The following is a 26,405-nucleotide window of genomic DNA, read 5'->3' on the forward strand; positions in this document are numbered from 1 at the left end:
GGTGGTATGCATAATCATCAACTTCAACGCGACACGCCTCTTGGCGTCCCCCCACGTGCCCGCACGGGATCGAGCAGCGACCAGTCGCCGTCCGGCAGCACATAACCCTTGGGGAACGGCGCGCGAAGCTCGAGCCCGAGCGAACGCAGCACGCGATCATCGCGGTAATAGCATTGCAGGACGACGCGGACGAGTGTTGCGGGAGCAACGCCGCCGCGCTTGCGAAACTCCTGCGCCACCGCATCGCGCCTGGTGGCATCGAGTTCGGCGAGGGGTTGCCCAGCCAATAGCGCCAGATGGTTCAGCGCCGCTACCACCAATTTGGTATCGCGGCCGAGCGTCGCCAGCATATCGGCCTGGATCGCGGGATCGTCGGCGCCGGGCACCTCGTACTCGTCGCTGGCGGGCACGATCATCGCGGCGATGGTGCGGAGATCGTCGCGCTGGGCGCGCGTGAGCTGTTCACTTTCGGACATGACGGCCTCAATCGAACAAGTTTGCGAGGCGCTGCTTCATCTGGTCGGCGATGTAGAGCGCAAGGGCCTGGATGGTGGAGGTCGGGTTCACCCCGCCCGAGGTGACGAAGATGCTGCCGTCCACGATGAAGAGGTTCTTCACATCGTGCGAGCGGCCCCATTCGTTGACGACGGAACGTCCGGGATCGGTGCCCATCCGCGCCGTGCCGAGCAAATGCCAGCCGCCCCAGGGGATCGGAGAGTTGATGCAGATGTCGGTCGCACCGGCCGTTTCCAGAACCTCGCGACCGCGGGCGAGCGCATGCTCCATCATCTTCCGGCTATTCTCGCTGATCGTGTAGTCGATCCTCGGCGCCGGAATACCGTGGCTGTCCTTCAGGACCGGATCGAGCGTGACCTGGTTGTGCTCCTCCGGCAGGTCCTCACAGATTGCCGAGAACCCCAGCCGATGGCCGTTGAGCTTGCGGAACACGCGGTGATGATCCGCGCCCCACGGCAAAATGCCCCTCTGCTCGCTGACGACGGCCTCGAACACCGGCCCGGCGCCGCGCACGAACTGGACGCCATAGCCGCGAACGAAGCCGCGCGAGAGGTCCGTATCGTACCACTCCTTGCTCCACAGGCAGGTCGGCGGCGCGCGATTGCTGTCGGTGGGCTCCTTCACATAGCCGTAGATCTGCGCATAGGGGTGGAACATCAAATTCTTGCCGACAAGGCCCGACGAATTGGCGAGGCCATCCGGGAAGCGGTTAGATTTCGAGTTGAGCAGCAACCGCGGCGTGCCGACGCCATTGCAGGCGATGATGACGACATGCGCCGGCTGAAACTGCTCGGTGCCGTCCTTGTCGTAATAGACCACGCCCGTGGCCATGCCGTTCTCGTCGGTGGTGATCTCGCGCACCCGGCAATGAGTGCGCAGCTCGACACCGGCGCGGACCGCTTGCGGCCAATAGGTGATGTCGGTCGAGGATTTGGCGCCTTGCGCGCAGGCCGGCGTGCAATGGCCGAGATTGATGCAGCGCGCCCGGCCCTCATAGTCTGTGGTCGCAACCGTCGTGTCCGACGGCCACCAGTGCCAGCCGAGCTTGTTCATGGCCTTGCCGATGATGGCACCGGACAATCCCATCGGCTGCTGCGGCATCGGTGGATGCGTCAGCGGCGACAGCGGATCGCCTGACAGCCCCGACGTGCCCATGATGCGGTCGTTCTCTTCGAAGAACGGCGTCAGCGCGTCGTAGTCGATCGGCCAGTCGTCGGCGACGCCGTCGAGCGTCTTCACCTTGAAATCGGAGGGATGCAGCCGCGGCCAGTGCGCGGTGTACATCACCGTCGAGCCGCCGACGGCATTATAGTTGACCACCTTGATCGGCGAATTGTCGTCGTTGATCGGATAGTCCTCAGGCCGGCCGCGGACGTTGGGACTCGACGACCACTCGCCGTAGAACTTGGCCTCCCAGTCCCGGCCCGTGCTGGGATATTCCGCCGGGTTCATCCAGCCGCCCTGCTCCAGGCAGAGGATATGCATCTTGGTCTCGGCCAGCGACCACGCCACCGCGGCGCCTGAAGCGCCGGCGCCGATGATCAGGACGTCCACGGGGTCTTTCATCGAAGCACTTTCCTCCCGCCCTCGCCGCTTCCCGGACGATTCGGCCACGCAACCTTTGTCTACAGCGCCGGACGATATGGGCAGAGTGCCCGGCGAGTAAAGGCTGGCGGGCGAATGTCGCACTTCGCTGGGCGCAGACCATTTGGTATCGCCCGATCCGGATGCTAGGAACGAGACGTCAGAGCCATCGATAGCGAGACCGCATGTCCTTCAGGAATTCATTTGCTGCCGCCCGCGCTTTCGCGCTTGTTTTGTTTCTCGCTCTGACCGGTGTCCTGGGCCTCTCCAGCCCGGCCTCCGCGCTGACGGCGGCTGCGACCGTCCGGGACGCCAATTCGATCCAGCTCGGCGATGTCACCTACCGCCTCGACGGCGTCGATGCGCCCGAACTGGACCAGGTCTGCATCGACGATCACGCCGATCCCTGGACCTGCGGCATCGAGGCCCGCGACCAGCTGGCGAAACTGATCAACAAGCGCTCTGTGCGCTGTGACGACGTCGGGCCGGAAAAGAGCTTTGGCAAGCGCCACCGCGCCATCTGCACGGCTGAAGGCGACAAGGTCAGCCTGAACGAGCAGCTGGTGAAACTCGGCTATGCCATCGCCCGCGAGCCGATCAAGGCGAACGTCAAGCCGGCTGCGGCGGACGCCAAGACGGCCTCCGCCGGCATCTGGAAGGGCTGCTTTGTTGCACCGCAGGAATTCCGCACCGGCAAGAAGGACGGCACGCTGCTCGGCGCGGCATGCCGGTCGGACCGCGACAAGGAGATCCGCGCGGCCCTGTTCCCGGACGACCTGACGATGCCGCCGAGCTGCGGCATCAAGGGCAAGCTCGCGGTGCGCGCCCGCGTCACCGGCAATATCGGCATCTATCATTTGCGGGGCTGCCCGAGCTATCCGGCGACAACCAAGCCGGACCGCTGGTTCTGCTCCGAGGACGACGCCCAGGCTGCCGGCTTCCGCAAGGCCTACAACTGCCGCCGGCCAAAGTGAACAAGTGGTTCACGCAGCCGTGAGTGGTAGCCGGAGACAGTATTGATCCGGAATTGAACTTCGTCGTGAGTTGCTGCACTTATGAACGTGCGCACGCGCTTTGCGCGAGCGCTTCCTTGGCAGACGATCCTCATCGGATTGTCTTTGCTCGGGCGTTTCCTCCCTAGACTTGGGCCGCTTGTCACAAACAAGCGGCTCTTCTTTTTTGTGCGCCCTACTTCCGCATTCATGCTCGCACTAGCGATGCATTTGCATGATCTGGTCCATCGGCGGCATGTTCTGGTTGAGGTGGCCCATGATCCAGACGGTGCCGCCGACCACCAGGAAGACGACCAGCAACCCGAAGGCCAGCGCCAGCACGTTGTTGGTGTTGTCGGGGCCGGTCGTGATGTGCAGGAAGAACACGAGGTGCACGCCCATCTGCGCGATCGCCAGCACGATCAGCGCGACGGGGATGGAGGGCTGCCAGACCAAGTCGGTGCCGGCAATAAAGAACGAGGTCGCCGTCAGCAGCAGCGCCAGGCCGAGGCCGACGACATAACCGATGATCCGCTCGCCGACGCTGTGTTGCTCTTCTTCGCCCGGTGCGAGGTCGTGGCCAACAGGTACGTGCGCCTGATCGCTCATACGCCACCTCCAAGCAAATAGACGACGGAGAACACCCCGACCCAGATGATGTCGAGCGCGTGCCAGAACAGCGCAAAGCACATCATCCGGCGCAAAACGTCGGCGCGGAAGCCTTTGGCAAAGACCTGGGCCATCATGGTGAGAAGCCAGAGCACGCCGGCGGAGACGTGCAGACCGTGGCATCCGACCAGCGAGAAGAACGCGGTCAGGAACGCGCTGCGCGACGGGCCGTAGCCGCGCGCGACGAGATCAGCGAATTCGCGGAACTCGATGACGAGGAAGATCAGGCCGAGCCCGCAGGTTACCGCCATGCCGAGATAGAACCAGAAGCGGTTGCGCACGTCGGCCGCGATACTGGCCATGCCGCAGGTGAAGCTCGATAGCAGCAGGCAGACCGTCTCGATCGCGACGTTCCGCTGCTCGAAGATCTCCGAACCCTTCGGGCCATCGGCGGTCTGGCTGACCAGCACCGCATAGGCCGCAAAGAAACAGGAAAACATCACGATATCGGAGAGCAGGAACACCCAGAAGCCGTAAGCGGTCACGATCCGCTTCGACGCGGGCCCGGGATGCTCGACGACGAGCCCGATGTGATGGGGATCGGCATGGGCGTGGCCAGCGGTTGCGGTCATCGACATCAGACCGCTCCCGCCATGCTGACGAGGCTGCGCCGCTCCTCGATATTGATACGGTCGATGCGAGCGACCTCATCGGCGGGAATGACGTATTCGTCATGGTCACGCCAGGCGAACACGACGAAGGTCGCAAATGCGCCGATGCCGCCCAGGATCACCATCCACCAGATATGCCAGATCAGCGCAAAGCCCATGATGGTGGCGAAGAAGGCGCAGATAAAACCGGTCGGCGAGTTCCGGGGCATCTCGATGTCGTGATACTCGGGCTCGTCGTGCTCCAGCGATTGCTGCTGGGCGCTGGCCTTCATGTCCCAATAGGCATCCTCGCCGCGGACATCGGGATGGAAGGCGAAGTTGAACACCGGCGGCGGCGACGAGGTCGCCCATTCCAGCGAGCGGCCGTCCCAGGGATCGCCGGTACGATCACGCAACGCCTCGCGGTTGCGGATGCTGACCACGAGCTGCATGATCTGGCAGATCACGCCGATCGACAGGATCAGCATGCCGAACGCCGCAATGAACATCCATGGACGCCAGGCCGCGACGTCGTAATGCTGCAGGCGCCGGGTCATGCCCAGCATGCCGGCGATGTAAAGCGGGAGGAAGGTGACGTAGAAGCCGAGGAAGGTGAACCAGAACGCCAGCTTGCCCCAGCGCTCGTCGAGCCGGAAGCCGAACGCCTTTGGAAACCAGTATTCGAAGCCGGCGAAGGCGCCGAACAGCACGCCACCGATGATGACGTTGTGGAAGTGCGCCACCAGGAACATGCTGTTGTGGAGCATGAAGTCGGCAGGCGGCACCGCGACCAGCACGCCCGTGAGGCCGCCGATGATGAAGGTGACCATGAAGCCGACCGCCCACAGCATCGGGGTCGCGAAGCGGATGCGGCCGCCATACATCGTGAACAGCCAGTTGTAGATCTTCACCCCCGTCGGCACTGCGATGACCATGCTGGCGATGCCGAAGATGGCGTTGACGTCGGGCCCCGCGCCCATCGTGAAGAAATGATGCAGCCAGACCATGAACGAGATCACGCAGATCGCCATGGTGGCCAGCACCATCGAGCGGTAGCCAAACAGCGCCTTGCCTGAGAAGGTCGATACCACTTCAGAGAAGATCCCGAAGGCCGGCAGCACGAGGATATAGACCTCCGGATGTCCCCAGGCCCAGATCAGGTTCATGAACATCATGACGTTGCCGCCGGCTTCATTGGTGAAGAAATGGAAGCCGAGATAGCGGTCGAGCAGCAGCATCGCGAGCGTGGCGGTGAGGATCGGGAAAGCCGCGACGATGAGGAGATTCGAGGCCAGCGTGGTCCAGCAGAACATCGGCATGCGCAGATAGTTCATGCCCTTGGTGCGCAGCTTCAGTACGGTGGTCACGAGATTGATGCCGGCAACCAACGTGCCGACGCCGGAGATCTGGAGCGACCAGGCGTAATAGTCGACGCCGACGCCCGGCGAGTAGGACAATTCCGACAGCGGTGGAAAGGCGAGCCAGCCGGTGCGCGCGAATTCGCCGACCACGAGCGAGAGATTGACCAGCAGCGCGCCGGTCGCGGTCAGCCAGAACCCGACCGAATTGAGCGTCGGAAACGCCACGTCGCGCACACCGAGCTGCAACGGCACGATCAAATTCATCAACCCGATCACGAACGGCATCGCCACGAAGAAGATCATGATGGTGCCGTGCGCGGAAAAGATCTGATTGTAGTGCTCCGGCGGCAGATAGCCTTGCGACTGATAGGCGACCGCCTGCTGGATCCGCATCATGATGGCGTCGCTGCCGCCGCGCAGCAGCATCACCGAAGCCAGCAGGATATACATGACGCCGATCCGCTTGTGATCGACGCTGGTGATCCATTCATGCCAGAGATAAGGCAGATGTCCCTTCACCACGACCCAGATCAGCACGCCGAGGATCGCGACCAGCACCACTGCGCCTGCGATCAGCGGAATGGGCTGGTCGAACGGGATGGCCGACCAGTCGAGCTTACCGAGCATCGTGGCCTCCACTGTGCGGCCGGCCTGCATCGGATAGCAGCTCCGGCCCCGGTCCCGGCGGAATGTGCTGGGTCGCGATCAGGTCGAACAGGCGGGGATCGTCCAGGCGAAAGGTCAGCCTGTTCTTCTCGGTGCCCTGCTGCATCAGCTTCTTGTAGCTGTCCTCGTTCAGCACGGCATCGGTCTTCGCCGTGGCCGCCACCCAATCCGGAAATGCGAGCGGCGAGATCACGTTGACGTCGAACATCATGTCCGGAAAGCCGTCGCCGGAGAAATGCGCCGACAGGCCCTTGAGCTTGCCTTCGTTGTCCGCGCGCAGGTTCAGCCGTGTCACCATGCCGTTCATGGTGTAGATCATGCTGCCGAGCTGCGGGATGAAGAACACATTCATCACGCTCGACGAAGTCAGCTGGAAATTCAGCTCGGCCCCGGCCGGCACCGTCAGCGTGTTGACGGTGGCGATGCGCTGGTCGGGATAGATGAACAGCCATTTCCAGTCGAGCGAGACGGCCTGTATCCGCACCGGACTGCCGGTCCCCGGCACCGGCGCTGCGGGATCGAGCCGGTGCGAGCCGATCCAGGCAACGCCGCCAAGCAGGATCACGGTGAGCGCCGGGATCGCCCACACCACCATCTCGACACGGCCGGAATAGACGAAGTCGGGCTGGAAGTGCGCCTTCGGATTGGAGGCGCGAAACCAGAACGCAAAGGCCAGGATCGCGATGATCGTCGGCACCACGATCGCGAGCATGATGAAGACGGAATCGACCAGGATGGTGCTGTTGGCGGCAGCCACCGGCCCTTGTGGATCGAGCAGATTCATCGGCAAGCCACAGGCGATTGGGAAACCCCAGGCGGGAGCCTAGCGCGGAAAAGCCCCCGCAACAAACGCAGTTGCGTGAAGACGGTTCCGTGATACGCCCGCTCGATCGCGCCCCGTGCCGCGCGGCGGCATGCAATTCCATGCGATGTCAATGACATCTACGCGGGACGGCCGGCCTTCTCACCTCCGTACTCCATTGCTAGTTTGCACGAAAATATCGGGATGAAACGACATGCAGGGCCCTGAGGACGATGCCGGCCTCGCCGGCAAGGTGGCGCTGATCAGCGGCGGCGGTGCCGCGGGCGACGGCATCGGCAACGGCCGCGCTGCAGCAATTCTGCTGGCGCGCGCCGGTGCAAACGTGCTGGTGGCCGATCGCGACCTCAAGCTCGCCGAACGCACCGTCGAGATGATCACGGCCGAAGGCGGCACAGCTGCGGCCCATGGTGGCGACATCACCAGCGAAGCTGACTGCAAGACACTGATTGAAGCGGCACTCGATCGCTGGAGCCGGCTCGACTTCCTCGACAACAATGTCGGCATCGGCAGCCGCGGCAGCGTGGTCGACGAGGCGCCGGAGCAATATCGCCGCGTCATGCAGGTCAATGTCGAGACCATGTTCCTGCTCTCCAAATACGCAATCCCTGCGATGATCCGAAGCGCCAAGGGCGGCGCGATCGTCAACATCTCCTCGATCTCGGCGCTGCGGCCGCGCGGGCTGACGACCTACACGACATCGAAGGCCGCGATCATCGGGCTCACGCGCGCCATGGCGGTCGATCACGGCCGCGACAACATCCGCGTCAATTGCATCTGTCCGGGACCGATGTACACGCCGATGGTCTATGCCCGCGGCATGAGCGAGCAGGCGCGCGCCAACCGCGCCAGGGCCTCGCTGCTCAAAACCGAAGGGACCGGCTGGGACGTCGGCCACGCCGTCAAATTCCTGCTCAGCAATTTTGCCCGCTACATCACCGGCCAGGTGCTGGTGGTGGACGGCGGCGTGACGCTGCAAGCGCCCGAACGTGAGTCACAAGAACACTGAGGAAACACACGATGGCCCGCCTGCCCTATCTCGAGCCCGATCAGGTCGCGCCCGAATATCGCGACATGCTCAAGCGCAACACCAATCTGCACAAGCTTCTCGTCAACTCGCCCGAGATGGCGCGCGCCTTCAACGGCATCGGCGGCTACATCCGCTTCAAGAGCAAGCTCGACCCGCGGCTACGGGAACTCGCGATCCTCCAGGTCGGCTGGATGGAAAAGTCGGAATACGAGTTCACTCACCACGTGAAGATCGGCAAGGAGTTCGGCGTCACCGACGAGGACATCGCCGGCCTGATGGCGGAGACCGAGGGCAGGTCGTCGAAGCTGGAGCCGCTGGCCAAGGTGATCCTGAAAGGTGCCCGCGAAATGGTGCGGGAGCTCGCGATGTCGGACTCGACCTTTGCCGAGATCAAGACACATCTTTCCGACGAGCACATGGTCGACCTCGTGCTCACCATCGCCTTCTATTGCGGCGTAGTACGTGTGCTCGCCACCATGAAGATCGACAACGAGCCTACTTACAAAGAGGTACTCCAGCAGTACCCCATCCCGGGAGTGAACTGACATGCGCTTGAAGGACAAGGTCGCAATCGTCGTCGGCGCAGGGCAAAGCCCCGGCGAAGGCATGGGCAATGGTCGCGCAACTGCACTCACCTTCGCGCGCGAGGGCGCCAAGGTGCTGTGCGTTGACCACCATCTGGAATCGGCGCAGGAAACCGCCGCGATGATCGCGGCGAAGCAAGGCACCGCCGTGGCCTTCAGGGCCGACGTCACAAAATCCGCCGACATCAAGGCGATGGTGGCGGAAGCGCAGGTGCGCTGGGGCCGCATTGACGTCCTGCACAACAATGTCGGCGTCAGCCTGTCCGGCGGCGATGCCGAGCTGCTTCAAATCACCGAGGAAGCGTTCGACCGCGTCGTCGCGATCAACCTCAAGAGCTGCATCCTCGCGGCAAAGGAGGTGATCCCGATCATGCGCGCGCAGAACAGCGGCGCGATCATCAACATCTCCTCGATGGCGGCGATTACCACCTATCCTTACGTCGCCTACAAGGCGACAAAGTCGGCGATGATCGCCTTCACCGAACAGCTCGCCTACCAGAACGCCGAATACGGCATCCGTGCCAACGTCATCCTGCCCGGCCTGATGAACACCCCGATGGCCGTCGATACTCGGGCCCGCGAATGGCACAAGACCCGTGCCGAAGTCGAAGCCGAACGCGACAGCAAGGTGCCGCTACGCAAGAAGATGGGCACGGGGTGGGATGTTGCGAATGCCGCACTGTTTCTCGCATCGGATGAGGCGAACTTTATTACAGGCGTGACGCTGCCGGTGGATGGCGGAGCGAGTGTGAGACGAGGGTAAGGTCTTTCTTCCCCCTCTCCCCGCTTGCGGGGAGAGGGTTGGGATGAGGGGGAGCCTCCGCAGGGACGGTGGCAGATGGATTCGCGGAGAGTCCCCCCTCACCCGCCGCGCTGCGCGCGTCGGCCTCTCCCCGCACGCGGGGAGAGGCGAAGACAGCTCGCCCACGGCAACATCTGTCAATGTGGCACGCTTGTCACCCGCCAGATCGTGCCATTGCCATCCTCCGACACCAGCAGTGATCCATCCTTCGCCACCGCTACGCCCACCGGCCTTCCCCACACCTCCGTATCGCTCACCACGAACCCCGTGACGAAATCCTCGTACTCGCCGGTCGGCTTGCCGTCCTTCGTCCGGATACGGATCACCTTGTAGCCGGTACGCTTCGACCGGTTCCAGGAGCCGTGCTCGGCGGCGAAGGCGTCGCCCTGGTACTCGGTCGGAAACTGCGTGCCCTGATAGAAGGTCATGCCGAGCGAAGCCGAGTGCGGCTGGATCAGCACGTCGGGGGCCGTCACCTTGTCCTTCAAATCGGACCGCGCGCCGGCGTGGCGCGGGTCTTCGTTACCGCCGATATAGAACCACGGCCAGCCGTAGAACCCACCTTCCTTCACACTCGTCACGTAGTCCGGCACGAGATCGTCGCCGAGGCCGTCGCGCTCGTTGGTCGAGCACCAGGGCAAGCCGGTCTGCGGCTGAAGCGCAAGACCAACGCAGTTGCGGATGCCGGTGGCGTAGATCTTCCGCTCCTTGCCATCAGGATTGAAGGCGAGCACGGCGGCGCGCTCGGTCTCGCTGGCCCACGCGGCGCCAAGCGGCTGCGCCTTCGCCCACGCCTCCAGCCCGCCCGGCGGCGCGCCCATGCCCTCGGCGACATTGCTGAGCGAGCCGACCGAGACCAGCATCCGCTTGCTGTCAGGCGTAAAGATAATGTCGCGGGTGGAATGGCCGCCGTCAGCCGGCAGGCTTGCCACGATCGTCTCCGCCTTGCCGCGCGCCTTGAGATCGCCGGCCTGATAGGGAAAGCGGACCACGCTGTCGGTGTTGGCGACATAGACCCATTGCGGATTGTCGCCGTTCGGAAAGAAGGCGATGCCGAACGGTTGCCGCAGGCCGCTGGCAAACACCTCAACGGTCGCGACCTTGCCGCCCTCGCCTGTACGCAGCACGCGGATGGTGCCGGCCCGCGTCTCCGCGACGAAGACATCGCCATTCGGCGCCACGCGGATGATGCGCGGCCCGCGCAGGCCCTCGGCGAACAGCTCGATCTTGAAGCCTTGGGGCACCTGGAGCGCGGCCTCCGGCGGACGCGGCACAACCCGCGAGGAGCTCGCGACCGACCGCGTGGCGCCGGGCCTGACCAGATCCTGCGGCCGAATCAACCTGACCGTGCCGGGCTTGTCGGCCTGCCAATCGCCGTAGGCGTCCTTGCCCTGTAGCACCGGCTCGGCCTGCGCACCGGCCGCAACCACCAATCCCGCGGCCATCGCCACGGACGATATCCTGCTTTTCACGTCGTTGTCCTCCCGGCCTGCACGTCTCGCACCTCAACGCCGATCAACCCGCAAATCGTCAGCGGCAGGAAAAACGCCTGCCGCATCCCACATCAGCTCATGCCCGCACGATGTGCATCAGGCGCGATCCATCATACTGGAAAATGTCGCCGATCGATGCGACACATTGTAGGGGCTGGGCCGCCGGTGGCGGTCATCAAAGCTGCGGCACCAATGTCGCAATTGATGGGGTGATCATGTGGGAATCCATCATATCGGAATGGGCGAGCCTGCTGCTTCGCTGGCTGCACGTGGTCGCCGCCATCGCCTGGATCGGCAGTTCCTTCTACTTCATCGCCCTCGACCTCAGCCTGAAGCCGAAGGGTGATCTGCCTGACGGCGTGCAGGGCGAAGCCTGGCAGGTCCATGGCGGCGGCTTCTACCGGATCATGAAATATCTGGTCGCACCCACCCAGATGCCGGATGAGCTGACCTGGTTCAAATGGGAGGCCTACACCACATGGCTGTCAGGCTTCGCGCTGATGGTGGTGGTCTACTATCTCGAAGCCGATCTGTTCCTGGTCGACAAGTCGGTCCTCGATCTGACGCCGTTCCAGGCCGGGCTGTTCAGCTTCTGCAGCCTCGCGCTGGCGTGGCTGCTCTATGAGGCCGCCTGCCGCACCGGACTTGCACAGCGCGAGCTGCCCTTCGCCATCGGCGGCTATGTCTTCCTGGTCGCGCTGACCTACGCCTTCACCCATGTGCTGAGCGGTCGCGGGGCCTTCAACCAGATCGGCGCGCTGATCGGCACCATCATGGTCGCCAACGTCTTCGCGGTGATCATCCCGAACCAGAAAAAGATCGTGGCTGCGCTGATCGCAGGGCAGGCGCCCGACCCAAAGCTCGGCAAGACCAGCAAGGAGCGCTCGGTCCACAACAACTATCTGACGCTCCCCGTGGTCGTGCTGATGATCAGCAACCACTATCCCCTGCTCTATGCGACCAAATTCAACTGGATCATCGTCGCGATCATCCTGGCGCTCGGACCGGTGATCCGCCACTTCTTCAACGAGGGTCATGCCGGGCGCAAATCCCCATGGTGGGTGTGGGGCGTCGCAGCCATGGGCGTGATAGCGATCCTCTTCCTCTCCGCGGCCGGACCGCGCGAGGTGAAGACGGGCGCGCTGTCCGCGCCAGTCACGGTCGCCAATGTCGAGGAGATCGTGATGTCCCGCTGCAGCATGTGCCACGCGACCGAACCGGTCTGGGCCGGCATCGTGACCGCACCGAAGGGCATTTTGCTCGATGCGCCGGAGCACATCCATCGCAACATCCGCCTGATCGGCCGCGTCGCCGCCTGGTCCAATGCGATGCCGCCGGGCAACATCACCGAAATGACCAGCGAGGAGCGCGCCATCCTCGCCGCCTATATCGAGCAGGCTCGCTGACGCCACCGCGCGCCGATGCCGCATTTAGCGGAATGAAATTCCGGCTTCTCCCCCGATTTGAAAATGACTTGACCGCCTATCCGGCGTAGACAGGATTAGCGGCCGCTAGTGCGGTCCAAGTCAGCTTAAGTCCAGTTTGCATTCGGGGATGAGAACAGTGGCCCTCAAGAACGTTATCGGTATCGACCACGCCGTGGTCATGGTGAAGGACCTCGACAAGGCCGCCGAGAATTATCGCCAGCTCGGCTTCACCATCTCTCCGCGCGGCACCCACAGCGCGCATATGGGCACCGGCAACTACACCATCATGTTCGACCCCGACTATATGGAGCTGCTCGGCGTGCTCGTGGCGACCGAGCACAACGCGCCGGCCCGCACCTTCATCGAGAGGCACGGCGAAGGCATCGAGCGCATCGCCTTCACCGCGGTCGACAGCGCCGCAGGCGCGGAGGAGATCCGCACGCGCGGCCTCACGCCGATCGGCCCCACTGATTTCGAACGCCCCGTGACGCTCCCTGATGGCACCGTCTCGGCCGCCAAATTCCGTACCTTCATGTGGCCGACTGCGGAAGCCCCCGGCGGCGTGCGCATCTTCGCCTGCCAGCACAAGACTCGCGAGACCGTGTGGATTCCAGAGCTAATGAAGCACGCCAATGCGGCCAAGCGGATCAAGCAGGCGCTGATCGCAACGCCCGAGCCCGCAAAGGAAGCCGCACACCTTGGGCGCCTCATCGACCGCGAACCGAAGGCTGAAGCCGACGGTGCGGTCGCTGTGCCCTCCAGCGGCGATCGCGCCGATTTCATCTATCTGACGCTGGATCAGCTCGGCAAACGCTATCCCGGCGTGCCGCTTGCCGGCCTCTCCGAGCGCGGCGGCGCCGCCCTGGTGCTGGTCAGCGGCGATCTCGCGGCGACCGAGAAGGCGCTGGGTTCGGCGGCGGTGCGGAGCGGGACGGCGATCGTCGTGCCGCCGGCCAAGGCCAACGGCACTTTGCTCGCCTTCGTTGCCGGCTGATTTTAACTAATTCTTTAACAAGCGTTTACCGGGCAGGCCTAGGATTTCGGGCATCTCACGCCGCCCGAGTCCAAAGCGCATGTTCAAAGAGGGATCGCCGATCGCCTATGACGCGCCGGCCGAACTGAAGAAGTGGCCGTCGCTGAAGGGCGAGAGACAGAAGGACCGGGGTCCGCCCTATCTCGTCTACAACGGCACGCTCGCCGACTGCGTCCGCGAGCTCATGGACAAGCCGATCAAGGGCATCTCGCTCTACGACATCATGACGAGGCCGCAACCGGCCTTCGAGCAGACCGTGCTGTCGCCCGGCGATGCCGCCGAGATCGCGATGCGCAAGGATTTTCCCAAGGCGTAAGCGCCGCCTATCCGTCGCAACACTGCTCTCAGGGTCGCATGTTGTCGCGGTTCCCGTAGAACCGCGGGCTGACCTTGCATTTTCGGCTCGCGGGAACACCGTACTAACACCTGCCCTGCTGCGGAATCGCAGCTTCGCCGCAATTACGGTTAATGAAGTCCTGGTCACCGGCGCCCGCGCTGGTCGTTCCCCCACAGTTCGAGGACTCTGACCGAGATGCGATTTCTCGTCGCGGCTTGCGCTGCGTTCCTGATTCTGATGTGCGACGTCGGCTCGTCGCCGTCCTGGCAGACATCAAACCTCAATCGCGCCACGTCGAAGGCCGATCGCGCCCCCTCGCTTGTTCCTGTCGTCGAACTCTTCCTGGCGAGCGTGCAGGCCATCGAACTCGCAAATGCACGCGCAGCTTATGTGGAGACGATCGAGCCAGAGCGCGCAGTCGAAACCATCGTGCAAGCCCCGGCTTCACCAACTGAACAGTTCTGCCACGCGCTCAGGGAGGCGGCTGAGGCCAGCGGCATTCCCGTGCCGTTCTTCGCACGCCTGCTCTGGCAGGAGAGCCGCTTCCGCTCCAATGAGGTCAGCCCGGCCGGCGCGCAGGGCGTCGCGCAATTCATGCCGGAGACGGCGGCCGAGGTTGGCCTCGATGATCCCTTCGATGCCATGAAGGCGTTGCCCGCGTCGGCAAAATTCCTGCGCAAGCTCCGCGACGACTTTGGCAATCTCGGCCTTGCCGCAGCCGCCTATAACGCGGGCCCTGGCCGCATCCAGAAGTGGCTCGCCCGCGAGAGCGAGCTGCCGCGCGAGACGCGCGACTATGTCCGCATCATCACCGGCACCAAGGCGGAGGACTGGACCGAGCGCGCGGAAGCTCTCGCGATCCGGATCGACCTGCCACGCAAAGCGCCATGCGAAGGCATCGGCAGCCTCTCCAAAACGAAGGACGTCGCCTGGGTTCCGGTAAACCTGACGCCGTCAGTCGTCACCATCATGCGCAAGGCCGAGCAGCTGGCGGCGCGGCTCTCGGCAAACCGTGCCCGCAAGCGGTTCGTATCCTTGTTGCGCAAGAACGCCTCGGCCCATGGCAAGGCGCGCAGCATGATCGCGACCCGTGCCGCAAAGGGAACGAAGGCGCGCGCGATTCGCATGGCGGCGCGCGAGCGCTCCTCGGGCTAGCTCATTCCGGCTTCTCGTTGTCCGTGACCGGCGAGGTCACCACGAGGAACACCAGATCGGTCAGGCCCGAATTCGAGATCGCATGCTCGACGCCGGGCGGCAGGAAGATCACGTCGTGCTTGCGCACGACATGGTTCTTGCCGGCGATCTCCATCAGTCCCTCGCCGTCGAGCACGTGATAGACCTGCTCCTGCACCTTGTGATGATGCCGCGCGACATAGGCCATCGGCTGGTACATCGAGATGCGATAGTCGATGCGGCGCGAGCCCGCTGTCTCCGGCATCACCAGCGGTTTTGACAGCGCGCCGCCAAAATGATTGGGGAATTCGCGCCAGGGCACCTCGGCGATGTTGCGGATGAAGGCGCCATTGCTCTCTTCGGCCATGATCCTGCTCCCTAGTTCACCAGCGCGCCACCGTCGATATAGACGATCGATCCCGTGGCAAAGCCGTTGGTCATGAAGCTTCCGATCTGCCGGGCGATATCCTCGGCCAGGCCGACGCGGCCGACCGGCAGCGAAGCCGCCGTCTTCGCCAGCATCTCCTTGCGTGCCGCCTCCGGCATCGCGGCCCGGATCGGGGTGTCGATCACCCCCGGCGACACTGCATTCACGCGCACCGGTGCAAGCTCGAGCGCAAGTGCACGGGCGAGCGACTCGAGCGCGCCATTGGCGGCACTGATGATCGCCGAGTTGGGCCGCGGCCGGACGCTGAGAAAACCGGTGACCAGCGTCAGCGAGCCGCCCGGGCGGATCTCCGCCTCGCGCGCGACACGCCAGGCGCCCCAGAATTTGCCTTCCATCGTCGCACGAACGTCCTCCATCGCGACCGTCTTGAACGGCCCGGTGCGAAGCTGCGCGGCCGTCAGCACGACGTGATCGACGGGCCCGGTGCGGCGAAACAGATCGGCGACGCTCTGGTCACTGGTGACGTCGGTCGGGATCGCCGTCACCTTCAACCGCTCCGCGACCGGATCGAGCTTTGCGGCGCTGCGCGAGGCGATAATGACGTCCGCGCCCTCCCTCTTCGCAAGTTCCGCCGTGGCGAGGCCGATGCCTGACGAGCCGCCGATCACGACGACCTTCTTGCCTGCGAGCGTCATTTCCATCTCCCGTAATTTCTTGATTGGTGATTTGCGGACCGCGCGATCAGCCCGGCTGGAAGCGCGTGCCGATGCCGGCCTTGCTCTGGCCAAGGCCCGGCAATTCCCAGACGCCCGCACCGGACGGATTGACGTCGGCGGCGATGTCGACGTCGATCAGATAGGGCTTGTTGGCGGCGATGCCCTTGCGGATCGCCTCGCCAAGATCACCGGCACGATCGACCCGCACGCCTTCGACGCCGCAGGCGCGCGCCATCGCCGCGAAATCAGGATTGTAGCGCTCGCCCGTCTCCGGGTGCTTGAAATCGGTCGCAAGCTCGCGGCCGCCGAGATAGCCGCGCTGAAGGCCGCGAATCGAGGCGTAGGCATAGTTGTTCCAGACCACCCAGACCACGGGCAGATTGTACTCGACCGCCGTCCCCAGCACGTTGGCGTGCATGAAGAAGGCGCCGTCGCCGCAGACGGACACGCAGGGACGATCGGGTGCTGCGAATTTCGCGCCCATCACGCCAGCGACGCCAAAGCCCATCGGGCCAAAGCCCATCGAGCCGATCAGCGAATCCGGCCGCTTCGGCTTGCAGAAGCCGAGCAGCCAATTGTGATGCACGCCGATGTCGGAGACGAGGATGGCATCCTCCGGCAGCGCCTTGTCGATCTCGGCGGCCGCGCGCTGCGGATTGATCGGCGTGGTGTCGTCGGAAAAGCCGGGCGCGACGAACTTGTCCCACTCCTTGCGATAGCCGTCGATCTGCGCCAGCCATTTCTTGCGGGCGTCGGACTTCTTGAAGAGATTGTCGCGGCGATCCAGCTCGGCATGGATCTGGCGCAGGAAGGTGCGAACGTCAGCCATCAATCCGAGCGCGACGGGATAGTTGCGGCCAATCTCCTCGGGGTCGATGTCGACATGGATCAGTCTGGTCGGCGGGATCGTGAAGGAATAGCCGGGAATCCACGAGCTCGAGGTGCGATCATCGAAGCGAACGCCGAGCGCGAGCAGCACGTCGGCCTGACGCGTCGCATGATTGGCCTGATAGTGGCCCGCGCGCGCGACGAGGCCCAGCGCCAGCGGATGGTTGACATCGAGCGCCCCCAGACCGCTCGCTGAGGCCGCGACGGGAATCTGAAGCCGTTCGGCAAGCTTGCGCAATTCGTCGGCAGCGCCACCATAGCGCACGCCCTGCCCGACCAGCATGACCGGCCGCTCGGCCGAGAGCAGCATGTCGACCGCCTTCTCGACCCCTTCAGGATCAGCCCCGCAGCGGCTTGAGATATTGGCGCTCCATTCGCTGGCCTTCGGCGCCTCTTCGGCAGCCGCCTCCATGAAGACGTCGAACGGCACGTCAATCACCACGGGCCCCGGCCGTCCCGTGACCATGGTCTTCCAGGCCTGCCGCACCGCCAGCGGCACCATCTCGCCGCGCGTCGGCTGGAACACCTTCTTGCACATCGTGCGCACGGTGGAGGGGAAGTCGGCCTGGTAGTGCCGGTACATCTCCTGGAACGCGCCGCGGTTGAACTGGCTGGTCGGCACGTTGCCGGTGATCGCCATGAACGGTACGGAATCGAGGAAGGCGTTGGCGAGCGAGATCGGCAGGTTCGCCGAACCCGGCCCGCAGGAGGTGAAGGTCGCGGTCGGCCTTCCGGAGACGCGGTAATAGACGTCGGCCATGAAGCCGGCGACGCTCTCGTGATGCACGGAAATCGTCTTGATCTCGGAAGACCGCTCGTACAGCGCGTCGATGAACTGGATGTTGCCGTGGCCGCAGAGCCCGAACACCTGCGGCACCTTCTCCTGGATCAGATAATCGACAATGACCTGTGCGCCATTGAGCATGTTTTTCGACATCAACCCGTCTCCCTCTCGGCCCGACGATTTCTTCTGTACCGATGCGGGGAACGCGGCCGGTCATCACAGGGCCTCGGCAAGCCTATTTCTCATAATGCTGTACGTCAATTTATATTGTGATAGGCTGCCTGCTTGAGGAAACGCAGAGCTCCGCGCCGACGGCCGCGCTTGTTGCGTGCTAGTCTCGCAAGAACGGAGTCATGACGATTCACCAGAGGGGGCCTTGTCCTTGAAATCGCGTACCAAGCCCACGACCGGCGAGAAGCCTGCAAGCCCGCGCAAGGCCGCGATCGCCAAGCTGGTCCCTGCTCCCAAGGCAAATGGCGATGACGAGGCCGACGACAAGCAGCGTGTCGGCGGCGTGCAGTCGCTTGGCCGCGCCTTCTCGATCCTCGAAGAGGTCGCGCGCCATCGCGAAGGGATCGGGCTTGCGGAGCTGAGCAAGCTGGTCGGCCTGCACAACTCGACCACCTTTCATCTGGCAAAGACTTTGGTCTCGCTCGGCTACCTCCGCCAGGAGAAGGACAACAAGCGCTATCGCATCGGCCGCCCCCTGTTCGCGCTCGCGGCATCCGCGCTCGACGAGATCGAGATGGTCAATGTCGCAACGCCCGTGCTGGAGGAATTGTCACGCCAGACCAGCGAAAGCAGCCATTTTGCCGTACGCATGGGCGATGCCGTGATCGTCATCGCCCGCACCAGCGGCCCCGGCGCGTTCCAGCTCACCGACCGCGTCGGCGTGGTGCGCCCGGCTCACTGCACCGCGCTCGGCAAGATCATTCTGGCCTCGCTCCGCCCCGAGCAGCTCAAACGCTTCCTCGATCGCGCCGAGCTGAAACCGTCGACGCCAAAGTCCATCACCGATGCTGCGGCGCTGATGCGCGAGATCACGGAGATTCAGCGCACCGGCGTCGCCTTCGATGACGGCGAGTTCAATCCGGAAGTCCGCTGCGTCGCCGTGCCGGTCACCGATTTCACCGGGCAGGTGATCGGCGCGCTCGGCATTTCCGGCCCGATCTGGCGCCTCTCCAACCAGGCGCTGCACGCCGGCGCTCAGGTCGTGCAGGCCGCCGCCGACCGGCTGTCGGTCGAGTTCGGCGCCAAGGACCGGGCGCACAAGGCGTTCGCGCAGAAAGTCTAGGACGCGCATGAGCGGCGATTTTGCCGGTTGACACCGGCAATGCCGTCCGGGATTATCCTCCAGCATTAGAAGAACGTCTCTCACAATACCGGATACTCGGTTTTGAAGGGAGGCACGCGATGCACCCGGGAGGAGACAGACATGATCCGCTACCCGCGACGGACGTTGTTACGGGCGGGCGCCGCCTTCGTCGGCGCATCCGCACTTGGGTTTCCCGCAATCGTGAGGGCGCAGGCCGAGAAGATCCGGATCGGGCATCTCACGCCCCTCACCGGCTTTCTCGGCGTGATCGGCAGCTACGCGCAGTTGGGCGTGAAGCTCGCGGCCGACGAGATCAATGCGTCCGGCGGCATCCTGGGCAAGCCAATCGACCTGCTCTCGGAAGACTCGATCAACCCGGCGACCGCCGCCACCAAGGCGCAGCGCATGCTGGAGCAGGACGGCGCGGTGGTGCTGTTAGGTGAGATCTCCTCGGCCTCCTCACTCACCATCATGCAGGTCGCCGAGCGCAACAAGAAGGTGTTCTTCTCGACCGGCGCGCGCTCGGATGCGCTGCGCGGCAAGAGCTGCAACAAATACTCCTTCCACTGCGACATCCCCAATACCGTGATGGTCAATGCGGTCGGTACCGCGCTGTCGCAGAAGGGCATGGTGAAGGGCAAGAAGTTCTTCACGCTCACCGCCGACTACATCTTCGGACATGATCTGCTCAAAGCCGCAAAAGTGTTCTTCGGCGCCCACGACGCCAATTTGATCGGCGACGAGCTGATCGCAACTGATGTCACCGACTTCAGCCCGTATCTCCTGAAAGTACGGCAGGCCAAGCCCGACGTTGTCTGCTGCAACCTCGCCGGCAATCAGGTCACCAATCTCGTCAAGCAATATGCCGAGTTCGGCTTCCCCTACCCGCTGGTCGGCTTCAACCTCAACACCGGCGATGCCTGGGCCGCGGGCGCGGGCAATCTCAGCGGCACCTGGCCGACGGTCTGGTATCACACGCTGGACAATCCGGCGTCACAGGCCTTCGTCGCGGCCTTCAGCAAGAAATACGGCAAGCCGCCGGAGAACCACGCCTGGATCGACTACGTCACGCTGAAGCTGCTGGCGGAAGCGATCAACACCACGAAGTCGACCGACAGCGGCGAGCTGATCGCCTTTTTCGAGAAGCAGGCGCAGTTCGACATCGGCAAGGCACGCAAGGCCTATTTCCGCGCCTGGGATCATCAGCTGGTGCAGGAGGCCTATCCCTTCACCGTAAAGCCCAAGGACCAGATGAAGGACCAGTGGGACATGCTGGTGCTCGGCGAGGCGGTCCCGGCGGCGAACGATCCGCTCGAGACGATCTATCCGACCAAAGAGCAGAATCCCTGCGAGATGAAGGCCTGAGGCGGGAAGCGCGCAGCACAGCCGCTAGGCGTCAACGGCGCCGGCCCAGCCGGCGCCGTTTTTCTTCAAAGACGACGGACGCAACATGCAGTTCGAGTTCTTGCTGGAACAGGTGGTGAATGGCCTCGTGCTCGGAGGCTATTATCTGCTCATCGCGCTCGGGCTGTCGCTGATCTTCTCGGTCGGCGGCATCGTCAATCTCGCGCATGGCGCCTTCTATGCGCTCGGCGCCTATGTCTGCGTTGAGCTGACGAAACACCTCGGCTTCGGCCCCGCCGTGGTGATCTCGCCGTTCGTGGTTGCGCTGCTCGGCATCCTGTTCGAACGTTTCATCCTGCGCCGCTTCTACAGCGCCGACCCCATCCTCAGCCTGCTCGTCACCTTCGGCCTTGCGATGGTCGCAGAGCAGGCGATCCGCATGATCTGGGGCGCTGCGCCGGTCTCGACTGAAATCCCGCAAAGCTTCCGCGGCTCGGTCATCGTCGGCGACTTCCTGTTCTCGCGCTATCGTCTGCTGATCCTGGCCGTCGTCGCCGCGGTGCTGCTTGGCATCTGGCTGCTGCTGCACAAGACCGCGTTCGGACGCGTGGTGCGCGCCGGCATCCAGCGGCCGGACATGGTCGCAGCGCTCGGCATCCGGCTTCAGCCCTATATGACTGCGATCGTAATGCTCGGCGTCGGCATGGCCGCGCTCGGCGGCGCCTTCTTCGCGCCGATCACGACGGTGCACCCGGCGATGGGCGCGGACATCATGACGGTGGCCTTCGTCGTCGTGGTGATCGGCGGCCTCGGCAGTTTCTGGGGCGTCGTCATTGCCGCCCTGCTCGTCGGCGTCGTGCGCGGCATTGCCATTCACTTCGAGCCTGCCGCAGGCGAGGCTTCGATCTACATCCTGATGTTCCTGGTGCTGCTGGTGCGCCCGCGCGGCCTGCTCGGCGAGCGCATCGAGAAGTTCGAATGAGGAGCGCCTCCACCATCGACAGGCTGAAGCCATTGCTGATCGCGGCTCTCGCGGTCGTTGCCCTGCCCTTCCTGCTCAGGGCATTCGGCCTGTCGCTCAACACCGGTACCTGGATCGTCGGCCTTGCGATCGCAACCATGGGGCTGAATCTCTGCATCGGCTATACCGGCCTCGTCTCGTTCGGCCACAGCGCCTGGTTCGGCGTCGGCGCCTATGCCGCCGGCCTGATCCAGCTCCGCTTCTTCCCCGGTGAGATCTGGCTGCCGCTGCTGGGATCGATGGTCGTCGTCGCGATCGCGTCGGCCGTAACAGGCATGCTGATCCTGCGCCGGCGCGGCGTCTATTTCTCGCTGCTGACGCTGGCGCTGGCCGCGCTCGTCTACACCACCGCGTTTCGCTGGACGAGCGTCACCGGCGGCGAGGACGGGCTTGGCGGCTTGAAGCGCGGCGGCATCGGAGCCATCAGCTTCGACAGCGCGCTGAACTATTACGTTGTGGTCGCAATCATCGGGCTCGCTGTGCTCTATGTGCTGATGCGCCTGGTGCGCTCGCCGTTCGGGCATGTGCTGGTTGCGATCCGTGAGAACCAGCTGCGCGCGAGCTTTCAGGGCTATCCGGTCGAGCGCTACAAGCTCGCGGTGTTCGTGATCTCCGCCGTGATCACGGGCCTTGCCGGTGCGCTGATCGCGTTCCTGAACTATCTGGTCTCGGCGGAAGCCGTCTCGGTGCCGTTCGCCGGCGAGCTGCTCGCCATGGTCGTGATCGGCGGCATGCGCAGCCTGCTCGGCCCCGCGCTCGGCGCGCTGTTCTTTATCCTGTTCCGCGAGCTGTTCTCGATCTGGACGTCGGACTGGCTGTTCTGGTTCGGCCTCACCTTCGTGGCCTTCGTGATGTATTCGCCGGGCGGCCTCGTCGGCATCGGCGCTCTGGTCATGCGCCGCTTCCGTCCCGCACCGGAAGAATCTGCCGCGATGAGCCGGCGCAAGATTTATGACGGCCTGCCGCTGCCCGACTTCCTGCGCCCGGAATCACTTGAGGGCACCGTGCTGGAGGTCAACGGCGTGTCGCGAAAGTTCGGCGGCATCCGCGCCGTCGAGAACGCCAGCATCAAGGTCGCCGCCGGCGAGATCCACGCGCTGATCGGGCCGAACGGCGCCGGCAAGACGACGCTGTTCAACCTGGTCTCCGGTCTCTACGCGCCTGACCAGGGCACGATCCGCCTCCGGGGCCGCGACATCGCCGGCGTGCCCGCGAACGCCATCTGCCACCGGGGGCTGGCCCGCTCGTTCCAGATCACCAATCTGTTTCGCGGGCTCACCATCTACGAGAACCTGCGGCTGTCGCTGCAAGCGCGACGGGACATGCGATTCAACATCTGGAACGACATCGACGCGTACCCGGAGATTCATGCCGAGACCGCCGCACTGACGAAGTTCCTCGGACTGGAGGGCATCGAGGAGATCGAGGGCGGCGAGCTCTCCTATGGCGGCCAGCGGCTGGTCGATCTCGGCATCGCACTTGGCTCAAAACCGCAGGTGCTGCTGCTCGACGAGCCGCTTGCCGGTCTTGCCGCGGCCGAACGTGAGCGCGTGTCCAACCTCGTCAAGAACATCGCGGCCAACATTCCCGTGCTGATCGTCGAGCACGACATCGACCGCGTGCTCGGCCTCTCCCAGGTCGTGACCGTGATGAACCAGGGCGAGGTGCTGATGTCCGATTGCCCTGGGGCAGTACGCGCCGATCTGCGGGTGCAGGAGATCTATACCGGCAAGGGCATTCCCGCGGTCGAACATCGACACAGCATCGATGACGTCGGCGAGCGCGAGACCGTGCTGCGTCTCGATGGCGTCAACACGTTCTACGGCAAGAGCCACATTCTCAACGACGCCGCGCTCGACGTGCGCGAGGGCGAAATCGTCGCGCTGCTCGGCCGCAACGGCGCCGGCAAGTCGACGCTGCTCAAGACCATCGCCGGCCTCGTGCCGGCGGCATCGGGCAGCATCGACTATCGCGGCACCGACATCGCGCGCCTTCCCACTCCCGACATCGCGCGGCGCGGCGTCGGCTATGTGCCGCAAGGGCGCGGACTGTTCGCCGGCATGACCGTGCGCGAAAACCTCGCGCTCGGGCGCCTCGCCCGCAAGACCGACGGCAGCGACGGTGTGGTGTGGAACGAGGAGCAGATCCTGCACTATTTTCCGCGGCTGAAGGAGCGCATGAACGTCGCCGCCGACTATCTCTCCGGCGGCGAGCAGCAGATGGTCGCGGTCGCCCGCGCCATGTCGGGCAATGTCCGCCTGCTATTGCTCGACGAGCCGTTCGAGGGCCTCGCGCCGGCCGTGACGCTGGAGCTTTTCAAAGTGTTCGACCAGCTCCGCCGCCACATGTCGATCGTGATCGTCGAGCACAATCTCGACCTCGTGCTGGCGCTCGCCGACCGCGTCTTCGCGCTGGAGCGCGGCGCCGTGTTCCACCAGGGACCGGCGGCGCCGCTGCTGAACGATCTTGGCTATCGCAAGCAGATTTTGTGGCTCTAGCGCGCCCTACTCCGCCTTGATGTTCGCGGCCGCCACGACCTCGGCAAGCTCCTTCGTCTCCTTCGCGATCTTCGCGGCGTACTCGGCCGGGCTGAGCACGCTGACGACGCCCTGCGAGCCGAGCTTCTCCTCGACCGCCGTATCCCTGGCCGCCGCGACGATCTCCCGGTGCAGCGTCTCGAGGATCGGCGCTGGTGTCGCCTTCGGCATGAAGAAGCCGACCCAGAATGAGAGGTCGAAGCCGGGATAGCCGGCTTCCGCAACCGTCGGCACGTCAGGCAGTGACGGCAGCCGCTCGGCCGATGACACCGCGAGCGCGCGCAGCTTTCCGGCCTTCACCAGCGGCACGGCGGAGAGCGGATCAAACACCGCGAGCACCTCCTGCGCGAGGATGCCGACCTCGGAGGCCGCGCCGCCGCGATACGGCACGTGGATCATCTTGATGCCGGCTTTCTGGCCGAGCAGCTCCATGGCGAGATGGGCGAGGTTGCCGTTGCCGCCGGAGCCGTAGGCGAGCTCGCCCGGTTTTGCCTTCGCGGCGGCGACGAGATCGGCCACGGTCTTGATGTCGGCGGTCCTGGGGTTCTCGGGATTGACGACGAGCACGAGCGGCGCGGAGACGACGGTCGTCAGCGGCGCGAAGTCGGCTTGCGGGTCGTAGCGGATGTCCTTGAACAGCGTCTTGTTCAGCGTGATCGTGGAGGAGTTGCAGGCGAGCATGGTGTAGCCGTCCGCGTCCGCATGCGCGACGCCTTCGGCGGCGATCATGCCGTTGGCGCCGGCACGATTCTCGACCACGAAGGGCTGCCCGAGCTTGTTACTCAAGCGATCGCCGATGATGCGCGCGACGACGTCGACCGGACCGCCCGCGCTGAACCCGACCATGACCTTGACCGGCCGCGTCGGGTATTTTTGCGCGAGCGCCTGCGTCGATGCCGCACAGGCACACAATCCGGCGATGACTGCCAGCAGGCGAGCCGTTCGTTGCATTCGTTCTCTCCCCAGACCTCACCGGCGCCGCTTGTGACTGTTTGTTGATGCGGCGGATGCGGGCCGCATGATGTGCGGCCACGCCGGATTTCGCAATCGCGTTTGCGCGTTCGCCGCGCCCGGCATTCCGCCGCGCGGCAGGCGTGCGCTGCTTCCCAACAAGAAATGCGAAAACAACCCCATGCACAGTAGGGCGCTGGAGCAAAATCAAGTGCTTACGGATTTTTCGAAATCCGCTTGACCCGTCGGGCAAAACAGGAGCATGATGGCATCATCGCAACAATCGCAAGCGTGACCGCCGCCCTGACCAGGGCCGCCCCGACATTGCTGCGTGCAAACCCTTCATCGACATTCCGAAATTCGCATCCGCGCGCAACGGCGAACGGTCGCGCGCGCCTGCGCCAGCAAAGGACACAGCACATGACGACAGCCCCGAGCCTCCACGTCACATCAAAGCTTGCGACAAACGATCGCAGCGCCCCCGCCACGCCCCCGCGAGTCAAACTCTACAAGCGCCGCATTGCGATCAGCTATCCCGACCCGCAAGCCGGCGAGCAGTTGCTGGCCGAAGCGCTCGGCGCCGTCGACCGCGATGCGCTGCACGGCTTGCTGCGACAATTGGCCAAGGCGAGCGCGATCGGACAGAAGCCCGACGAAGAAAATCTCGCCTTCATGATCTCGATGATCAGGAGCATCGCGCCGAGGGATTCCATCGAGGCCATGCTGCTGTCGCAGATGGCTTCGGTTCACGTGGCGGCGATGCGCTGCGCTTGCCGCCTCGCCTGCACCGACAACCTTCCCCAGCAGGAGGGCATCACGCGCGCATTGACCCGGCTCACCCGCACCTTCGCCGCCCAGGTCGAGGCGCTGAGCCGCCACCGCAATAGCGACGAGCGCGCGATCACGGTGCAAAACCTCTCCGTGCAGGACGGAGGACGAGCAATCGTCGGCAACGTCACGCAGCATGCCAATATGCTTGTTGCGGAGCCAGGCCCGAGCGGCGCGAGGCAAGAGGCGAGCCTGTGACCGGCGCTCACATCCGCAATACCTCCGCGATGCAGGCCAGTCCACGCTGCGGCGCCACGACCCGCGACGGCGGCACGTGCCGCGCGCCGGCCACCTGCGGGAAGGAGCGATGTCGCATGCATGGTGGGGCACGGCGGTCGGGCGCACCGAGAGGAAACTGGAACGCACGTAAGCACGGGCTGTTCACCCGAGCGGCCGCGGCCGAGCGGGAGCAGATACGGTCGTTGCTCGACGAGGCACAAGACCTGCTGAGCAAGGTAAAGTGATCAGCCGTCGAAACTTGCCGCCTCTCTCTGGAATCGATCGACTTCGCGTCGCATCGAACCCGCCATGACAATTTACGCGTGCCTGTGAACTG

The 26,405-nt window shown here is 64.3% G+C and carries 25 protein-coding genes; 14 read left to right on the top strand and 11 right to left on the bottom strand.

Annotated features, from left to right (window positions below):
- Positions 1 to 23 precede the first annotated feature (23 nt).
- Complete coding sequence (locus AC1RR3_RS06775; RefSeq protein WP_492820648.1) at positions 24 to 476, bottom strand: hypothetical protein; 453 nt, start codon at positions 474 to 476, stop codon at positions 24 to 26.
- A 7-nt stretch (positions 477 to 483) separates the two neighbouring features.
- A complete protein-coding gene (locus AC1RR3_RS06780) occupies positions 484 to 2,082 on the bottom strand; it encodes a GMC family oxidoreductase (protein ID WP_492820650.1) in 1,599 nt (532 codons plus the stop codon).
- Positions 2,083 to 2,285: 203 nt separating this feature from the next.
- Here AC1RR3_RS06780 and AC1RR3_RS06785 point away from each other — a divergent pair, with 203 nt between their 5' ends.
- Positions 2,286 to 3,074 carry a thermonuclease family protein gene (locus AC1RR3_RS06785; RefSeq protein ID WP_492820652.1) on the top strand — a complete coding sequence of 263 codons (789 nt, stop codon included), beginning with the start codon at positions 2,286 to 2,288 and terminating at the stop codon, positions 3,072 to 3,074.
- A 237-nt stretch (positions 3,075 to 3,311) separates the two neighbouring features.
- Here the strand turns inward: AC1RR3_RS06785 and cyoD are convergent, their stop codons facing one another.
- From cyoD to AC1RR3_RS06805, 4 genes are read right to left on the bottom strand one after another with little or no spacing between them, the layout of a single operon-like run.
- Positions 3,312 to 3,701, bottom strand: coding sequence for a cytochrome o ubiquinol oxidase subunit IV (gene cyoD / locus AC1RR3_RS06790; RefSeq protein WP_492820654.1), 390 nt, complete (start codon positions 3,699 to 3,701; stop codon positions 3,312 to 3,314).
- Positions 3,698 to 4,339, bottom strand: coding sequence for a cytochrome (ubi)quinol oxidase subunit III (locus AC1RR3_RS06795; RefSeq protein WP_492820656.1), 642 nt, complete (start codon positions 4,337 to 4,339; stop codon positions 3,698 to 3,700). The genes cyoD and AC1RR3_RS06795 overlap by 4 nt, the downstream gene beginning before the upstream one ends.
- On the bottom strand, positions 4,339 to 6,339 hold the full coding sequence (gene cyoB / locus AC1RR3_RS06800; RefSeq protein ID WP_492820658.1) for a cytochrome o ubiquinol oxidase subunit I: 2,001 nt from the start codon (positions 6,337 to 6,339) through the stop codon (positions 4,339 to 4,341). The genes AC1RR3_RS06795 and cyoB overlap by 1 nt, the downstream gene beginning before the upstream one ends.
- A complete protein-coding gene (locus AC1RR3_RS06805) occupies positions 6,329 to 7,162 on the bottom strand; it encodes a cytochrome ubiquinol oxidase subunit II family protein (RefSeq protein ID WP_492820660.1) in 834 nt (277 codons plus the stop codon). Before AC1RR3_RS06805 ends, cyoB begins: the two co-directional genes overlap by 11 nt.
- A gap of 232 nt (positions 7,163 to 7,394) precedes the next feature.
- On the opposite strand from AC1RR3_RS06805, the gene AC1RR3_RS06810 reads away from it, so the two are divergent.
- The 3 genes from AC1RR3_RS06810 to AC1RR3_RS06820 are packed head-to-tail and all read left to right on the top strand — an operon-like array spanning position 7,395 to position 9,575.
- A complete protein-coding gene (locus AC1RR3_RS06810) occupies positions 7,395 to 8,207 on the top strand; it encodes an SDR family NAD(P)-dependent oxidoreductase (RefSeq protein WP_492820662.1) in 813 nt (270 codons plus the stop codon).
- An 11-nt stretch (positions 8,208 to 8,218) separates the two neighbouring features.
- A complete protein-coding gene (locus tag AC1RR3_RS06815; protein ID WP_492820664.1) occupies positions 8,219 to 8,773 on the top strand; it encodes a carboxymuconolactone decarboxylase family protein in 555 nt (184 codons plus the stop codon).
- A gap of 1 nt (position 8,774) precedes the next feature.
- Entirely contained in the window at positions 8,775 to 9,575 is an 801-nt protein-coding gene (locus AC1RR3_RS06820; RefSeq protein WP_492820666.1) for an SDR family NAD(P)-dependent oxidoreductase, read from the top strand.
- A gap of 176 nt (positions 9,576 to 9,751) precedes the next feature.
- On the opposite strand, the gene AC1RR3_RS06825 is transcribed toward AC1RR3_RS06820, so the two are convergent.
- On the bottom strand, positions 9,752 to 11,086 hold the full coding sequence (locus tag AC1RR3_RS06825; RefSeq protein WP_492820668.1) for a PQQ-dependent sugar dehydrogenase: 1,335 nt from the start codon (positions 11,084 to 11,086) through the stop codon (positions 9,752 to 9,754).
- A 236-nt stretch (positions 11,087 to 11,322) separates the two neighbouring features.
- Between AC1RR3_RS06825 and AC1RR3_RS06830 the strand changes: the two genes are divergently transcribed.
- The 4 genes from AC1RR3_RS06830 to AC1RR3_RS06845 all read left to right on the top strand — a co-directional run bounded on the left by AC1RR3_RS06830 (position 11,323) and on the right by AC1RR3_RS06845 (position 15,059).
- Positions 11,323 to 12,513: a urate hydroxylase PuuD gene (locus AC1RR3_RS06830; protein ID WP_492820670.1), complete on the top strand. Its 1,191-nt coding sequence runs from the start codon at positions 11,323 to 11,325 to the stop codon at positions 12,511 to 12,513.
- A gap of 157 nt (positions 12,514 to 12,670) precedes the next feature.
- Positions 12,671 to 13,528: a VOC family protein gene (locus tag AC1RR3_RS06835; RefSeq protein ID WP_492820672.1), complete on the top strand. Its 858-nt coding sequence runs from the start codon at positions 12,671 to 12,673 to the stop codon at positions 13,526 to 13,528.
- Between the two features lie 79 nt (positions 13,529 to 13,607).
- Complete coding sequence (locus AC1RR3_RS06840) at positions 13,608 to 13,883, top strand: hypothetical protein (RefSeq protein ID WP_143843915.1); 276 nt, start codon at positions 13,608 to 13,610, stop codon at positions 13,881 to 13,883.
- A gap of 216 nt (positions 13,884 to 14,099) precedes the next feature.
- Positions 14,100 to 15,059 (top strand): lytic transglycosylase domain-containing protein, encoded by a 960-nt coding sequence (locus AC1RR3_RS06845; RefSeq protein WP_492820674.1) that lies wholly within the window; start codon positions 14,100 to 14,102, stop codon positions 15,057 to 15,059.
- A 1-nt stretch (position 15,060) separates the two neighbouring features.
- On the opposite strand, the gene AC1RR3_RS06850 is transcribed toward AC1RR3_RS06845, so the two are convergent.
- The 3 genes from AC1RR3_RS06850 to AC1RR3_RS06860 are packed head-to-tail and all read right to left on the bottom strand — an operon-like array spanning position 15,061 to position 18,006.
- Complete coding sequence (locus AC1RR3_RS06850; protein ID WP_492820676.1) at positions 15,061 to 15,444, bottom strand: cupin domain-containing protein; 384 nt, start codon at positions 15,442 to 15,444, stop codon at positions 15,061 to 15,063.
- Positions 15,445 to 15,455: 11 nt separating this feature from the next.
- Positions 15,456 to 16,160, bottom strand: a complete 705-nt coding sequence (locus tag AC1RR3_RS06855) for an SDR family oxidoreductase (RefSeq protein WP_492820678.1) — start codon at positions 16,158 to 16,160, stop codon at positions 15,456 to 15,458.
- Between the two features lie 46 nt (positions 16,161 to 16,206).
- Complete coding sequence (locus tag AC1RR3_RS06860) at positions 16,207 to 18,006, bottom strand: thiamine pyrophosphate-binding protein (protein WP_492820680.1); 1,800 nt, start codon at positions 18,004 to 18,006, stop codon at positions 16,207 to 16,209.
- 229 nt (positions 18,007 to 18,235) lie between these two features.
- On the opposite strand from AC1RR3_RS06860, the gene AC1RR3_RS06865 reads away from it, so the two are divergent.
- The 4 genes from AC1RR3_RS06865 to AC1RR3_RS06880 all read left to right on the top strand — a co-directional run bounded on the left by AC1RR3_RS06865 (position 18,236) and on the right by AC1RR3_RS06880 (position 24,031).
- Positions 18,236 to 19,147 carry an IclR family transcriptional regulator gene (locus AC1RR3_RS06865; RefSeq protein WP_492820682.1) on the top strand — a complete coding sequence of 304 codons (912 nt, stop codon included), beginning with the start codon at positions 18,236 to 18,238 and terminating at the stop codon, positions 19,145 to 19,147.
- A gap of 141 nt (positions 19,148 to 19,288) precedes the next feature.
- Positions 19,289 to 20,533 carry an ABC transporter substrate-binding protein gene (locus AC1RR3_RS06870; RefSeq protein ID WP_492820684.1) on the top strand — a complete coding sequence of 415 codons (1,245 nt, stop codon included), beginning with the start codon at positions 19,289 to 19,291 and terminating at the stop codon, positions 20,531 to 20,533.
- Positions 20,534 to 20,618: 85 nt separating this feature from the next.
- Positions 20,619 to 21,494, top strand: coding sequence for a branched-chain amino acid ABC transporter permease (locus AC1RR3_RS06875; RefSeq protein ID WP_492820686.1), 876 nt, complete (start codon positions 20,619 to 20,621; stop codon positions 21,492 to 21,494).
- On the top strand, positions 21,491 to 24,031 hold the full coding sequence (locus AC1RR3_RS06880) for a branched-chain amino acid ABC transporter ATP-binding protein/permease (protein ID WP_492820688.1): 2,541 nt from the start codon (positions 21,491 to 21,493) through the stop codon (positions 24,029 to 24,031). The genes AC1RR3_RS06875 and AC1RR3_RS06880 overlap by 4 nt, the downstream gene beginning before the upstream one ends.
- Positions 24,032 to 24,037: 6 nt before the next feature.
- Here the strand turns inward: AC1RR3_RS06880 and AC1RR3_RS06885 are convergent, their stop codons facing one another.
- A complete protein-coding gene (locus AC1RR3_RS06885) occupies positions 24,038 to 25,021 on the bottom strand; it encodes a Bug family tripartite tricarboxylate transporter substrate binding protein (protein WP_492820690.1) in 984 nt (327 codons plus the stop codon).
- Between the two features lie 420 nt (positions 25,022 to 25,441).
- On the opposite strand from AC1RR3_RS06885, the gene AC1RR3_RS06890 reads away from it, so the two are divergent.
- Together AC1RR3_RS06890 and AC1RR3_RS06895 are read left to right on the top strand one after the other, a co-directional pair.
- Positions 25,442 to 26,047: a hypothetical protein gene (locus tag AC1RR3_RS06890; protein ID WP_492820692.1), complete on the top strand. Its 606-nt coding sequence runs from the start codon at positions 25,442 to 25,444 to the stop codon at positions 26,045 to 26,047.
- Positions 26,048 to 26,076: 29 nt separating this feature from the next.
- Positions 26,077 to 26,313, top strand: coding sequence for an HGGxSTG domain-containing protein (locus AC1RR3_RS06895; protein WP_492821423.1), 237 nt, complete (start codon positions 26,077 to 26,079; stop codon positions 26,311 to 26,313).
- The last annotated feature ends 92 nt before the right edge of the window (positions 26,314 to 26,405 follow it).

This window comes from Bradyrhizobium sp. GW821-FHT13H05 (assembly GCF_058804065.1).